Origin of the sequence: Glycomyces amatae (assembly GCF_020991375.1) — a bacterium.
GTDB classification, from domain to species: Bacteria; Actinomycetota; Actinomycetes; order Mycobacteriales; family Micromonosporaceae; genus Glycomyces; species Glycomyces amatae.
This window is the reverse complement of record NZ_JAJLQZ010000001.1, coordinates 110,949-124,501: the sequence shown is the minus strand read 5'-3', so window position 1 is coordinate 124,501 and position 13,553 is coordinate 110,949. Positions and strand designations below refer to the sequence as shown.

Genomic DNA, 13,553 nt, shown 5'->3' with positions numbered 1-13,553 from the left:
CCGGGGGAGAAGAAGGTAGCCCCACCTTCCCGCGCGGGTACGACAGGAATCGGCCCCCGCGGCGCCCATGTCACCCGAACGTGTCCACGCGCGGCCGGCGGGAGCGCGGTCGAGGGCGGGGAACGCGGCCGACAGAGCAGGGCACGCGGCCGGCGGAGCGGGGAATATGGCCGGCGGAGCGGGGCACGCGGCCGACGGGAGCACGGTCGACGGGAGCGCAGCCGACGGAAGCGCGGCCGACGAAGCCTGGGAGGCGTCCTCGGGCGGGAACGCGAACGCCGCGGCGGGCCGAGCCTGCCGCGGCGTTCGTCGTGTCCGGTCTCCCGGCTCCGCTACCAGGAGCGGGGGCGGTCGTCCCACTCGCCCCAGCTTCGGCGGTCGGTGCGCCGCGAGTCGGGGTCCTCGTCCTCGCGGCCGTCGCGGGCCGACTCGCCCCCGTACGGCGCGGGCGGCTGCGACTGGTCGCCGTACTGCTGCGGCATCGCGCGGGTCGCCCCGTACTCGCCGGTGGGCGGCGCGGGCTGCTCCTGCGGCGCGTACGGGTCGCGGCGCATCGACTGGCTCGGGTACGGGTCGGCGCTCGGCGGCGCGCTCGGCGCCGAGTGCGAGCCGTACCCCTGGCCGGGCTGGCTCGGTTGGCTCGGCTGGGAGCCGAAGCCCTGCCCGGGCTGGCTCGGCTGCCCCGGCTGGGAACCGAAGCCCTGCGAACCGGGCCCGTACTGCGGCGCGCTCGGCGAGCCGAAGCGCTGATCGGGCGGCGGGGCACTCGGCGAGTTCGCAGGGTTCTGCGGCTCGAACATCGAACCGGTCGCCGGAGGCGGCGTCGGGGACGGGTGCGGCCGCGTGGCACCGGGGTCGCCGTACGGGCTCGCGCCCGGGTGCGGCCGGGTCGCGTTCGGGTCGGAGTACGGGGTCGGCGGCGCCGAGGGCGCCGACGGGGCCGGGTGGGGCCGGGTCGCCCCGGGGTCCGAGTACGGGTTGGACGGCGCGGACGGGCCCGGGTGCGGGCGCGTCGCGTTCGGGTCCGAGTACGGGGTCGGCGGCGCCGAGGGGCCCGGGTGCGGGCGGGTGGCGCCGGGGTCGGCGAACGCGCTCGGCGGGGCCGCCGCGGGCGGCTGCGACAGGTTCGCCTGCGGCATGATCTGCGTGGCGTCCGAGGCGCCCGGGCCGCCGGGCTGCTTGACGACCGGGAGGATCGTGGTGCCGTCCGGGCCGAGGCCCGGCGCGGGCGGCGCGGGCGGAGGCGGCGGTGCGCCGAAACCGCCCTGCGGCATGACCTGCGTCGAGTCCGCGCCGCCGCCGTAGGCGGGCCCGAACTGGGTCGGCGCGGACGGGTTGCCGGGGCCGTCGACGAGGCCGCCGGGGTGGATCATCGTCGGCGCCTCGGAGCCGGGCGCGGGCCCGGCCTGGTAGACGCCGGGCGTCCCGACCTGGGCGGCGGTCGGCTTGTGGTCCGGCGGGCCGTCGGGGGCGAAGCTCTCGCCGTCGTCCTTGTCCTCGTCCTTGCCGCCGCGCAGCAGGAAGAAGATGCCGACGATGCCGCCCACGACCAGCAGCGCGCCGATCACGATGAGGAAGACGAGCGTGCCGGAGATGCCGCCGCCCTCCTCCTCGGGAGGGGGCGAGCTCTCCTCGGCGGCGCTCGTGGCCGCCTCGGTGGTCGCCGCCTCCGTGGTCTCCTCGGTCTCGACCTGGGCCAGGGTGAGGTTCGCCTGGAAGCTCGAGCCCGCGGCGACGTTGATGTTCTGCGAGGTCTCCTCGTAGTCGTCCTTGGTGACGGTGATGACCATGTCGCCGGGGACGATGCCCTGGCCGCTGAACTCGAAGCCGCCGTCGGAGCCGGTCTCGGTCTCGTGGTCGTTGCCCTCGCCGTCGGTGAGCACCACCTTCGCGCCCGCGACGGGCTCGGCGTTGGAGGTGACCTTCCCGGAGATCACGCCGGTCGAGTTGGCCGCGTTGCCGACGACGGTGACGTTGATCGCCTGCTCGCCGCCCTGCCACTTGGCCTTGAACTTGCCCTGCTTCTGCTCGCCTTGGGGCAGGTCGGACTCGGGCATCGGGTTGATGGCGAAGGTGGCCGTGCGCGAACCGCTCGGTTCGATGTTGTCGCAGCGGACCTTCGAGTCGCCCTCGGCGGTGCAGCCGCCGGCGTCGACGATGCTCACGTACGCGTAGTCGTCGATGCCGTCGAGGTCGCCCTCGACGGAGGTGCTGCCGCCGGACGGAGGGGCCATGATGGTCACGGAGATCTGGACAGGCGCGCCGCCGATGTCGATCCACTGGTCGCCACTGCTGAGTGTTCCGGCGAACTGGTTCTGCGCCAGCGCGGCCTGCGGGAATGCCAGGATCCCGATCACCACGCCGAGCGCGACCGCGAGGCCGGACAGGCGCGCGAGCAGCCCACCCCCGAGCCTCCGCCGGGCCCGCGGGACGTTACTCTGGGTCCCGCTCGGTTCGGCAGCTACGGTCATCTACATCCCCTCCTGGGCATGTGCCATTCGGCGCCCACTCGCGGCGGTCTGCCACGGGCAGGCACGACGAACCCACGGAAGCGGGCCGTCGTCGCCACTATGCCTGGTCTCAATTCGGTTACGGGACCGGGGTGCGCGCGGCGCGGCGTTCATCGTGGCGCACGCGGGCGGTCCCTCGCTCGCTGCTCAGCGGCCCGTTCGACAACGGGCCGTAACGGGCAGTCTAACGTGGTTCGGAGGTTTCCCCGTGGACGCTGTGGCCGACGCCATCGCCGCGATCGACGACGACGAGGCTCCCGACCGGGAGACGCTCAAGGCCGCCGTGCGGGCGCTGCTCCAGGCGCTGGCGGACAACGCCCCTGGTCATTCGGTGGAAGTGCGGGTGCCGCCGTACGGGGCGGTGCAGTGCGTCGAGGGCCCCAGACACCGCCGGGGGACGCCCCCGAACGTCGTCGAATGTCCACCGCTGGTGTTCCTCGAACTGGGGACGGGCCGCCTCGACTTCGCGGCCGCGGTCGCCGCCGGGAAGGTCTCGGCCTCGGGCCAGCGGGCCGACCTGTCCGACCACCTGCCGCTGACCGGCCCCCACGGCGAGGACCTGGCCGAGGACCTCGGCGACGGCGAGTAGCCGCCCGGCTTCAGCTCCCCTTCAGGTTCCCGCCGCTACCGTTGCAGACCGGGGCCCTTCCCCAAGGCCCCGATGCGTTCCCGGCGTGCCCGGCGACCGGCCTCGGACGGCGGACCGCCCCGGGCCGAAGCACCGGGGCGGCATCACCGATCCGTATGAACGCTCGCGTACTCCCCGAGCGGTCCCTACTCGCCCAGCCGGGCGCCGATGCGGCCCTTCCAGGCCGCCTCGAGCTCGTCGCGGGTGAGGTCGAAGTGGTCCCGCAGGTGCAGGCCGTCGGTGTTCGCGTCGGCCACGCCCAGCGGCGTGATCGGCAGCCCGCGCTGCTCGCACGCGGTGCGCACGGCCAGCTCCTGGCCGCGGGGGATCACCACGAGCACCCGCCCGGCGGACTCCGAGAACAGGTACGTGAACGGATCGGCGCCCTCCGGCAGGAGGATCTGCGCGCCGAGCCCGGAGTGGCAGATCGCCTCCACGAGCGCCTGCGCCAGCCCGCCCTCGGAGAGGTCGTGCGCGGCGGCGAGCTGCTCCGTCTCGGCCAGGCGGGCGAGCAGTTCCGCGAGCTTCATCTCGTGGTCGAGGTCGACCTTCGGCGGGACCCCGCCGAGGTGGCCGTGCACGACCTGCGCCCACTCCGAGCCGGAGAGCTCCTCGCGGGTCTCGCCGATGAGCGCGATGGTGTCCCCGGTCCGGCCCAGCCCCAGCGGGATGCGGCGCGCGACGTCGTCGATCACGCCGAGCACGCCGATGACGGGCGTCGGGTGGATCGCGTCGCGGCCGGTCTGGTTGTAGAAGGAGACGTTGCCGCCGGTGACGGGGATGCCGAGCTTCTGGCAGCCGTCGGCGATGCCGGTGACGGCCCGCTCGAACTGCCACATGACGTGAGGGTCCTCCGGCGAGCCGAAGTTGAGGCAGTCGGAGACGGCGATCGGGGTCGCGCCGGTGGCGGCGACGTTCCGGTACGCCTCGGCGAGCGCGAGCTGCGCCCCGTGGTACGGGTCGAGCCGCGCGAAGCGGCCGTTGCCGTCCAGGGAGATCGCGATGCCGACGCCGGTGCGCTCGTCCAGGCGGACCACGCCGGCGTCGTGCGGGGCGCCGAGGACCGTGTTGCCGAACACCGACGAGTCGTACTGCTCGGTGATCCAGGACTTGTCGCACAGGTTCGGGCTGGCGGCCATGTCGAGGACGGTCTGGCGGATCTCCTCGTCGGTGGACGGGCGCGGGAGCGTCTCGGCGCGGTCGACGCTGATGAGCCCCAGGTCGTTCGGTTCGCTGAAGGGCCGGTGGTAGACCGGGCCCTCGTCGGCGAGCGACTTCGGCGGGACGTCGACCACGGTCTGGCCGTGGAAGTCGACGACGAGGCGGCCGGTGCCGGTGACGGTGCCGATCGCGGTGGCGAGCAGGCCCCAGCGGTGGGCCCGGGCGAGGACCTCATCGGCCTTGGCCGGGTCGACGATGAGGAGCATCCGCTCCTGCGACTCGGAGGCGAGGATGTCCTGCGGCTCCATGCCCTGGGCGCGCAGCGGGACCAGTTCGAGGTCGACGTGCATGCCGCCGTCCCCGGCCGCCGCGGTCTCGGACAGGGCGCAGGTGAGGCCGGCGCCGCCGAGGTCCTGGACGCCGACGACGAGCCGTTCGTCGAACAGCTCCAGGCACACCTCGATGAGCAGCTTCTCGGTGAACGGGTCGCCCACCTGCACGCTCGGGCGCGCGTCGCCCTCGCCGGACTCCGAGAACGTCGCGGAGGCGAGGACGGAGACGCCGCCGATGCCGTCGCGGCCGGTCTTGGCGCCCAGCAGGATCACGATGTTGCCCGCGCCGCTGGCCTGCATGGACTGGAGGCGCGAGCGGGGCATGACGCCGACGCTGAGCGCGTTCACCAGCGGGTTGCCCTGGTAGCAGGGGTCGAAGTAGGTCTCGCCGCCGATGTTGGGCAGGCCCACGCAGTTGCCGTAGTGGCCGATGCCGTCGACGACGCCCGGGAGGACCCGGGCGGTGTCGGGGTGGTCGACGGCGCCGAAGCGCAGCGAGTCCATGACGGCGATCGGGCGGGCGCCCATGGCGATGATGTCGCGGATGATGCCGCCGACGCCGGTGGCCGCGCCCTGCTTGGGCTCGACGTACGACGGGTGGTTGTGCGACTCGACCTTGAAGGTGACGGCGATGTTCTCGTCGATGGCGACGACGCCGGCGTTCTCGCCGATCCCGGCCAGCAGGCGCGGGGTCCGCGGGTTCTTCTCGCCGAACTGGCGCAGGTGCACCTTGCTCGACTTGTACGAGCAGTGCTCGGACCACATGATCGAGTACATGGCGAGCTCGGACTGGGTGGGGCGGCGGCCGAGGATCTCGCGGATCCGCTGGTACTCGTCGTCCTTGAGGCCCAGCTCGGCCCACGGCTGCTTCTCGTCGGGCGTCGCGTCGGCGACGCCGACGGTGTCGACGGCGACGTTCAGTTCCCTGGTCATCGACGCACTCCCTCGCTGAGGTGGGCCAGGACGGAGCCGACGATGCCGAGGCCGTCGGTGGACGGCCCGGTGAGCGCCTCGACGGCGTGCTCGGGGTGGGGCATGAGGCCGACGACGTTGCCGGCCTCGTTGGCGATCCCGGCGATGTCGCGCATCGACCCGTTCGGGTTGTCGAGGTAGCGGAAGACCACGCGGCCCTCGCCCTCGAGCCGGTCGAGGACCGCCTCGTCGGCCACGTAGCGGCCCTCGCCGTGCTTGGCGGGGAAGACGACCTCGCTGCCGGGCTCGTACAGGCGGGTCCAGGCGGTGCGGTCGGTCTCGACCCGCAGGGCGGCGGGGCGGTTGCGGTAGCGCAGGTGGGCGTTGCGCACCAGGGCCCCGGGCAGCAGGTGCGACTCGCACAGCACCTGGAAGCCGTTGCAGACGCCGATGACGGGCATCCCCTGGGCGGCGGCGGCCTTGACCGTGTCCATCACCTGCGAGAAGCGGGCGATGGCGCCGCAGCGGAGGGCGTCGCCGTAGGAGAAGCCGCCGGGCAGGTACACGGCGTCGACGCCGTGGATCCGGGCGTCGTCGTGCCACAGCGCGACCGGCTCGGCCCCGCCCAGGTGCACCGCGCGGGCGGCGTCCCGGTCGTCGAGCGAGCCGGGGAAGGTCACGATCCCTATCCGCGCGGTCATGCCGCCCCGTTCGCGGCGGTCTCGATCGAGACGGTGAAGTTCTCGATCACGGGGTTGGCCAGGAGCTGGTCGGCGATGACGCGCGACTGCTCCTCGAGGTTCTGGGCGTTGTCGTCGAACTCGATCTCGACGCGCTTGCCGATCCGCACCGACGCAACGTCATTGACGCCGAGGCGGGGCAGCGCCCCGAGGACGGCCTCACCCTGGGGGTCGAGGATTTCGGACTTCAGCATCACGTCGACCACTACACGGGCCACGGTCGCACTCCTGTCGGTCACATGGACGGAACAGGGCAAGCATATTCACCCGGCGTGACCTGGGCCAGCGCCGCGCGGCGTGAACCGTGCCAAGTCACAGCCCGTCAGAGGATCCCGCCGGGCCGGTAGGCGGCCGCCTCGGGGTGCGCTTTCGCCGCTTCGGCGGCCCTCTGGGCGACGCGGTCGACCTGATCGCCTGCGGCGCCGGTGAATTCACCCGTATTCGCGACGAGGGCGTCCAGACCGGCCCGGTCCATGGGCAGGCGCGGGTCGGCGGCGAGGCGGTCGAAGAGGTCGTTGTCGCGGCGGCCGGTCTCGCGCATGGCGCGGGCGACGGCGACGGCGTGCTCCTTGACGGCCTCGTGGGCGTCCTCGCGGCCGGCGCCCTGCTTGACGGCCTCCATGAGGACCTTTGTGGAGGTCAGGAAGGGGAGGTAGCGGTCGAGTTCGGCGCCGATGACGGCCGGGTAGGCCCCGAAGTCGTCCAGGACGGTGAGGAACGTCTCATAGAGGCCGTCGACGGCGTAGCTCAGGTCGGGAAGCGCGACCCGGCGGACGACCGAGCAGGACACGTCTCCCTCGTTCCACTGGTCCCCGGCGAGCTCGCCGAGCATCGCCGCGTAGCCGCGGGCGACGACCGCGAGGCCGTTGACGCGCTCGGAGGAGCGGGTGTTCATCTTGTGCGGCATGGCGGAGGAGCCCACCTGGCCGGGCGCGAACCCCTCGGTGGCGAGCTCGGCGCCGGCCATGAGGCGGATGGTGAGCGCGGCCGAGGAGGGCGCGGCGACGGCCTGCACGAGCGCCGTGCCGGCCTCGTAGTCGAGCGAGCGCGGGTAGACCTGGCCGACCGAGTCCATGACGCGCTCGAATCCGAGGTGGGCGGCGACGCGGGCCTCGAGGTCGGCGAGCTTCGCGGCGTCGCCGCCGAAGAGGTCGAGCATGTCCTGGGCGGTGCCCACTGGGCCCTTGATCCCCCGCAGCGGGTAGCGCTTGAGGAGGTCCTCGAGGCGGTCGTAGGCGGCCAGGAGCTCCTCGGCCCAGGTCGCGAAGCGCTTCCCGAGGGTGGTGGCCTGGGCGGGCACGTTGTGGCTGCGCCCGGCCATGACGAGGTCGCGGTACTGCTCGGCGCGGGCGGCCAGGCGCACGAGGGCGGCCACGGTGCGGTCGCGGACGATCTCGAGGGACTGGCGGACCTGCATCTGCTCGACGTTCTCGGTGAGGTCGCGGCTGGTCATGCCCTTGTGGATGTGCTGGTGGCCGGCGAGGGCGGAGAACTCCTCGATGCGGGCCTTGACGTCGTGGCGGGTGACGCGCTCGCGCATCGCGATGGAGGCGAGGTCGACCTGGTCGAGGACGCGCTCGTAGTCGGCGATCACGCCGTCGGGCACGGTGACGCCCAGCTCGTGCTGGGCCTTGAGCACGGCGAGCCACAGCCGGCGCTCGGCCTTGATCTTCCCGACGGGGTCCCAGACGCCCCGCATCTGGGCGGAGGCGTAACGCTCGGCGAGCACATTGGCAGTCACGGGGCCATCATGGCACTGCGCGCGCACGCGCCCGCAGCGTCGGTGGCCCGCGGTGACCCGGGCGGCGCCGCTACCATCCCCGACCCCCGCCCGCCAGGGGGAGAAGAAGGCAGCCCCACCCTCCCGCGCGGGTCCGACGGAAACCGGCCCCCGCGGCCCGCGTGTCACCCGAAAGCGGGACGCCGTGTGGCCGCTCTCACGCCCGCGGCGGGCCCGGCGGGGAGATACGCCCCGGGACCGCCGCCTCAGGCCGCTTTCACGCCCGCGGCGGCTCCCGCGTGGCGGGAACCATTCGGCGTGGCGGTTAACCAGCACGTATCCGCCCCGTAAACTGTCGGAGTGCGAGTACTCCTGATCGGCTCCGGCGGCCGCGAGCACGCCCTCGCGGCGGCGCTGGCCTCGGACGAATCCGTCACCCGGCTCATCTGCGCCCCCGGCAACCCCGGCATGGCCGCGCTCGGCGAGTGCGTGCCGGTGAACCAGACCGACCCGGCCGCCGTCGCGTCCCTGGCGGTGACCTCCGCCGCCGACCTCGTGATCGTCGGCCCCGAGGCGCCGCTGGTGGCCGGCGTCGCCGACGCGGTCCGCGCGAAGGGCGTCCCCGTCTACGGGCCCAGCGCCGCGGCCGCCCGCATCGAGGGCTCCAAGGCCTTCGCGAAGGAGGTCATGGCCGCCGCGGGCGTCCCGACCGCCGCCGCCCGCTCCTGCCGCACCCGCGAGGAGGCCGAGGCCGCGCTCGACGAGTTCGGCGCCCCCTACGTGGTCAAGGAGGACGGCCTCGCCGCCGGCAAGGGCGTCGTGGTCACCGAGGACCGCGAGCAGGCGCTCGCCCACGCCCTCGACTGCGACCAGGTCGTCATCGAGGAGTACCTCGACGGCCCCGAGGTCTCCCTGTTCGTCGTCAGCGACGGCACGACCGCCAAGGCGCTGCTCCCCGCCCAGGACTTCAAGCGCATCGGCGACGGCGGCACCGGCCCCAACACCGGCGGCATGGGCGCGTACACGCCGCTGCCGTGGGCCCCGGACGACCTGGTCGCCGAGATCATGGAGCGCGTCGCCGAGCCGACCCTGGCCGAGCTGGCCGGACGCGGCATCCCGTTCGTCGGCACCCTGTACTGCGGCCTCGCCCTGACCGCCAAGGGCCTCAAGGTGGTCGAGTTCAACGCGCGCTTCGGCGACCCCGAGATCCAGGCGGTGCTCGCGCTGCTGGAGACCCCGCTGGGCGAGCTGCTCCTCGCGGCCGCCACCGGGAAGCTCGCCGACGTCGGCCACCTGTGGTGGCGCGAGGGCGCCGCCGTGTGCGTGGTGATCGCCAACGAGGGCTACCCGGGCACCACGGTGACCGGGCGGCCGCTGTACGGCGCCGACGAGGACGGCGTGTTCCACGCCGGGACCGCCCTGGACGCCTCGGGCCAGCTCATCGCCACCGGCGGCCGCGTCCTCAACTGCGTGGGCACCGGCGGCTCGGTCGCGCAGGCCCGCCAGGAGGCGTACGCGATCGCCGAGGGCGTCAAGCTCGAAGGCGGCTACTACCGCAAGGACATCGCCGCCAACATCTAGACCCGGCATGGCGTGAGGCCGCGTCCCGGCAGGGGCGCGGCCTCGGTCGTCTCCGGGCCCTAGGCGCGGTCGCGGGTCGAGGGGCAGGACATGCACCTCGGGCCGCCCCGGCCCGAGCCGAGTTCGGAGCCGGGGATGGTGAGGACCTTGATCCCGGCGCGCTCCAGGCGCGCGTTGGTGACCGTGTTGCGCTCGTAGGCGACCGCGAGGCCCGGCGCGAGCGCGAGGGTGTTGTTGCCGTCGTCCCACTGCTCGCGCTCGGCGGTGACCACGTCGCGCTCGCCGGTGTGGACGATCTCGATGCGATCGACGCCGATGGCCTCGGCCGCGGCGTCGAGGAAGCGCCTGGGGCCCTTGATATCCAGGCCGCCGCTGCCGTCGCTGGTGAGGGTGTACGCCTCCAGGCGCTGCTCGGCCGGGGCGTACATGACCATCCGGTCCCGGTCGACCATGGTGCAGACCGTGTCCAGGTGCATCGTGGCGCGGCGCTGCGCGATCGGCACCACCAGCACCGTGTGCACCGTGCCGTGCTCGAAGGCCTTGCGCGCCAGGCGCTCGGCCCCGGCCGGGGTGGTGCGCTCGCCGACGCCGACGGCGAGGACGCCCGGCGCGAGGGCCAGCACGTCGCCGCCTTCGAGGTGCTCGAGGGAGGGGTCGTAGAGCTTCGGGACCGCGGCGAACCGCGGGTGGTGGTGGTAGATGATGCCCGTCAGCGTGGTCTCGCGGCGGCGCGCGGGCATCGCGAGGCTGGTCACGGCGACCGCGTCGCCGATCCACACCGAGGAGTCCCGCGTGAACATCATGTTCGGCAGCGGGTCGATCACGAAGTCGGTGGGCCGCATCATCTTGTGCCGCAGCGAGCTCGAGGTGCCGAACTCCTCCTTGGTGAGGCCCTCGATGAGGACCGCGGCGAGGCGCTCGGGTTCGAGGTCGGCGAGGTGCGCGGCGAGTTCGCGGCCGAGCGTCTGGCCCAGGCGCGGGTCGGCGGTCACCGAGACGGTGACGGCCTCGCGGGCCTCGGGCAGCTCGAAGCACTCGCTGAGCAGCGACGCGACGTACAGGACCTCGACGCCGTGCTCGAGGAGGGTGCCCGCGAACCGGTCGTGCTCGGCCTGGGCCCGCTCGACCCACGGGATGCCGTCGAACAGCAGTGCCCCGGTGTTGCGCGGCGTCAGGCGGCGCAGTTCCCCGCCCGGGCGGTGGAGCATGACGCTGCGAAGGCGCCCCACCTCGGAGTGGACTCCGTAAGCGGGCGCGTCGTTGGCACTCATGACCCGAGGGTAGACGCGCGGGGGACGAAGATCAACTTTTCTCTGTTAACGTGGACAGACTGAGCGTTACGACTACCCCCTGGAACGCCCAATTGACGCAACTCGAACTGGTCATCCCGCTCCGGGCCACGGCGCCCGGACCCGATGGCAGGCGGCTCGACCCGACGCTGTCCACCTGGCGCACCGCCGTGTCGGCCAGTGCCGACGCGTGCCTGCTGCTGGCGGCCGACACGCGGATCGTGGCGATCTCGCGCGAGGCCCGGCGCGCGCTCGGCCTCCCGCCCGACGTCGAGCTCCTGACGCCGCGCTTCCTCGACGCGGGCCTGCGCTTCCTGGACTTCTCGGCGGGCGCGCACCCGCTGGTGGACGCGGAGCTGGCGCGGCTCGCGCCGGTGCAGGCGCTCCAGACGGACGCGCTGGAGCGGAGCCTGATGCGCATCGACTGCCGCGGCGTGCACCGGACCTTCGACGTGACGGCCTCGCCGCTGCACGCACCGCCGCGCCTGGACGCGGTGGGGTCGCTGGCGTTCCTGACCCCCATGGGCCCTTCGTGAGCATGGTTCGTGTTCACTTGCGCGCCTTGGAATGTCGTACCCCGCGGGTACTTTCGAACCAGGGGTCCCTTAGGGGACATATCCGGAATTTACGGAATATGCGTTTTTAACGGGTCCGCTTTCGCGGCTCAGTTCGGGTCGAGGTCGTAGATCACCGCGTCATCGGTGCGCTCCACGCCGACGCCGAACGGCTCCGCCTCCGTGTCGAGTCCGGACCAGTCGCTGCCCGGGAGCGAGCCCGGCAGGACCACCACGGTCTCGATGCCCGCCTCGCGCAGCGACGCGACCGACTCGTCGTTCGGGAAGTCCAGCGACATCGAGCGCAGGCCCGCCTGCTCGTCCGGCGTGAACGCCGCGACGCCGTTGGCGACCTCCACGAACCCGTCCGTGCTCCAGTACTGCACCTTCGTGTCCCCGCCGCCCGAGGGCAGGAACAGCACCGGCCCCTCCAGCGCGGCCATGTCGACCGGCGCCTCGGGCACCGGCACATAGGGGGCCACCGTCAGCCCCTCCCACAGCACCAGGCCGATCGGCAGGAACAGCAGCGCATGGACCCGCTTGGGCGCCTTCACCTTCAGGCGCTTGTCGACGCGGGCGGCGTGCGCCACCGCGTCGGCCTCGTCGGCGATCCGCGTGAGCGTCCCGGCCGCGAGCACCGCGAGGATCAGCGTCAGGTAGATGGCCAGGCGCCCGGGGGTGCGGATCGCGTCCCAGCCCGGCGCGTACTCGTACAGCGGCGCCCACGCCCACGCGCCGCGGTCGAGGAAGTTGGGGCCCATGCTGACCGCGAACACCGCGGCCCCGCCGAGGAGCAGCCAGCACCGCTGCCACCCGGTCCAGCACGACCAGACCAGGCCCGCCACGGCGAGCGCGACGAGCGTGAAGCCGACCAGGAGCGCCTGCTCGGGCGCCCACGTCAGGTCGGCGCGGGCGGCCTCGTGGGCCGCGCCCCACACCCGCGACTCCTCCGGGGCGATGATGAAGCTCTGCCAGGTGGGGCTGAACCAGCTGATGTAGTCGACGTCGCGGACCGCCTCGGGGTAGGCGCGGGCGACGACGGCGTGCTTGTCGGCGATCCACAGGACCCCGAGGCTGAAGACGACGCCGCCGACGCCGTCGGCCGCGAGGGTCTGCCAGCGCAGGCGCGGGCGCGTCACGAGCCAGTGCAGGCCCACCACGACGCCGATCCCCAGCAGCAGGTAGACGAACGGGATGCCGAGCCCGGCGCCGATCGAGAACTGCCACAGGGCGGTGAGCCATCCGGCGACGATCCAGCCGGGCCGCTGGCGCTCGCTCCTGAAGCCGTCGCGCAGGGACCAGCCGTGGCCGCGCGCGAGCATCGCCAGGGCGAGGGCGATGCCGCCGACGGAGAGCACCTGGAGGTGCCCGGCCTGGCCGAGCTTCCAGGGGGCGTAGGCGAACGCGGCGGCGGCGACGGCGGAGCCGGCGACGCGGGCGCCGAGCTGGCGCAGCAGGGCGTAGGCGCCGAGGAACGCGAGCGCGAACGTGCCGATGTAGAGCAGGTTGTAGACGACGAGGGCGCTGGTCGGCCCGGTGATGAAGAGCGCGAGGGGCGCGTAGCCGAGGAGGGTGTCGGTGAAGAGGTAGGCGTCGGTGAGGGGCCAGAAGCTGTTGGTGTCCCAGATCCCGGCGGGGTTCTCGCGCAGGGCGTGGCCGACCCAGCCGAGGATGTAGGTGAGCAGGAGCGGGTCGCCGGTGTCGTGGGGGACGACGTCGTCGAGGTCCTTGGCGAGCGGCCAGGTCATGGCGACGGCGAGGAGGACGCTGAAAAGCCCGGCGAGGGTCCATTCGCTGCGGGCGCCGCGGACGAGCAGGCGGCCGGTGCGGCGCCAGCGCCCGGGCGGGGCGGCGTCGAGGGGCGCGGTGCCGTCGTCGTCGGCGAAGCGCCGCCAGCGGTCGTGGTCGTCGGCCGGCGCCGGGGCGGCCTCGTCCCGCGGGCCGCCCGCGGGCGCGGGGGAGCCGTCGTCGGGCTCGCGCCCGTCCTCAGAGGTGGTCTCGGTGATCGCCATGGGGTTCTCGCGGTCTCCCTCGGTGCTGTTGCGCACATCCTACGGACGGTCGCCCCGTGCGGTACGGGCGCATGAGGACGGGCGGGCCGGGGGCGGGGCGCGAATCCGCGGCGG

General features: G+C 73.5%; 10 protein-coding genes. 3 read left to right on the top strand and 7 right to left on the bottom strand.

Features of this window, described 5'->3' with window-relative positions:
- Positions 1 to 332: 332 nt before the first annotated feature.
- On the bottom strand, positions 333 to 2,471 hold the full coding sequence (locus tag LO763_RS00580) for a carboxypeptidase regulatory-like domain-containing protein (protein ID WP_230599894.1): 2,139 nt from the start codon (positions 2,469 to 2,471) through the stop codon (positions 333 to 335).
- Between the two features lie 256 nt (positions 2,472 to 2,727).
- On the opposite strand from LO763_RS00580, the gene LO763_RS00575 reads away from it, so the two are divergent.
- Positions 2,728 to 3,099 (top strand): sterol carrier family protein, encoded by a 372-nt coding sequence (locus LO763_RS00575; RefSeq protein ID WP_369431893.1) that lies wholly within the window; start codon positions 2,728 to 2,730, stop codon positions 3,097 to 3,099.
- Positions 3,100 to 3,284: 185 nt separating this feature from the next.
- Here the strand turns inward: LO763_RS00575 and purL are convergent, their stop codons facing one another.
- The 4 genes from purL to purB all read right to left on the bottom strand — a co-directional run bounded on the left by purL (position 3,285) and on the right by purB (position 8,051).
- Complete coding sequence (purL, locus tag LO763_RS00570; RefSeq protein ID WP_230599892.1) at positions 3,285 to 5,564, bottom strand: phosphoribosylformylglycinamidine synthase subunit PurL; 2,280 nt, start codon at positions 5,562 to 5,564, stop codon at positions 3,285 to 3,287.
- Positions 5,561 to 6,244 (bottom strand): phosphoribosylformylglycinamidine synthase subunit PurQ, encoded by a 684-nt coding sequence (purQ, locus tag LO763_RS00565; RefSeq protein ID WP_230599891.1) that lies wholly within the window; start codon positions 6,242 to 6,244, stop codon positions 5,561 to 5,563. The genes purL and purQ overlap by 4 nt, the downstream gene beginning before the upstream one ends.
- A complete protein-coding gene (gene purS / locus LO763_RS00560) occupies positions 6,241 to 6,501 on the bottom strand; it encodes a phosphoribosylformylglycinamidine synthase subunit PurS (RefSeq protein WP_230599890.1) in 261 nt (86 codons plus the stop codon). The genes purQ and purS overlap by 4 nt, the downstream gene beginning before the upstream one ends.
- Before the next feature lie 104 nt (positions 6,502 to 6,605).
- Complete coding sequence (gene purB, locus LO763_RS00555; RefSeq protein WP_439650248.1) at positions 6,606 to 8,051, bottom strand: adenylosuccinate lyase; 1,446 nt, start codon at positions 8,049 to 8,051, stop codon at positions 6,606 to 6,608.
- 312 nt (positions 8,052 to 8,363) lie between these two features.
- Between purB and purD the strand changes: the two genes are divergently transcribed.
- On the top strand, positions 8,364 to 9,584 hold the full coding sequence (purD, locus tag LO763_RS00550; protein ID WP_230599888.1) for a phosphoribosylamine--glycine ligase: 1,221 nt from the start codon (positions 8,364 to 8,366) through the stop codon (positions 9,582 to 9,584).
- Between the two features lie 59 nt (positions 9,585 to 9,643).
- On the opposite strand, the gene LO763_RS00545 is transcribed toward purD, so the two are convergent.
- Positions 9,644 to 10,855 (bottom strand): arginine deiminase, encoded by a 1,212-nt coding sequence (locus LO763_RS00545; RefSeq protein ID WP_230599887.1) that lies wholly within the window; start codon positions 10,853 to 10,855, stop codon positions 9,644 to 9,646.
- 92 nt (positions 10,856 to 10,947) lie between these two features.
- Here LO763_RS00545 and LO763_RS00540 point away from each other — a divergent pair, with 92 nt between their 5' ends.
- A complete protein-coding gene (locus LO763_RS00540) occupies positions 10,948 to 11,409 on the top strand; it encodes a hypothetical protein (RefSeq protein ID WP_230599886.1) in 462 nt (153 codons plus the stop codon).
- A 128-nt stretch (positions 11,410 to 11,537) separates the two neighbouring features.
- Here LO763_RS00540 and LO763_RS00535 read toward each other — a convergent pair whose 3' ends face one another.
- Positions 11,538 to 13,475: a hypothetical protein gene (locus tag LO763_RS00535; protein WP_230599885.1), complete on the bottom strand. Its 1,938-nt coding sequence runs from the start codon at positions 13,473 to 13,475 to the stop codon at positions 11,538 to 11,540.
- Positions 13,476 to 13,553: the final 78 nt, after the last annotated feature.

Bases quoted from the DNA above. Each gene is read 5' to 3' on its own strand.
- purL (WP_230599892.1), bottom strand. From the start codon at position 5,564: ATGACCAGGGAACTGAACGTCGCCGTCGACACCGTCGGCGTCGCCGAC.
- purQ (WP_230599891.1), bottom strand. From the start codon at position 6,244: ATGACCGCGCGGATAGGGATCGTGACCTTCCCCGGCTCGCTCGACGAC.
- LO763_RS00545 (WP_230599887.1), bottom strand. From the start codon at position 10,855: ATGAGTGCCAACGACGCGCCCGCTTACGGAGTCCACTCCGAGGTGGGG.
- LO763_RS00580 (WP_230599894.1), bottom strand. From the start codon at position 2,471: ATGACCGTAGCTGCCGAACCGAGCGGGACCCAGAGTAACGTCCCGCGG.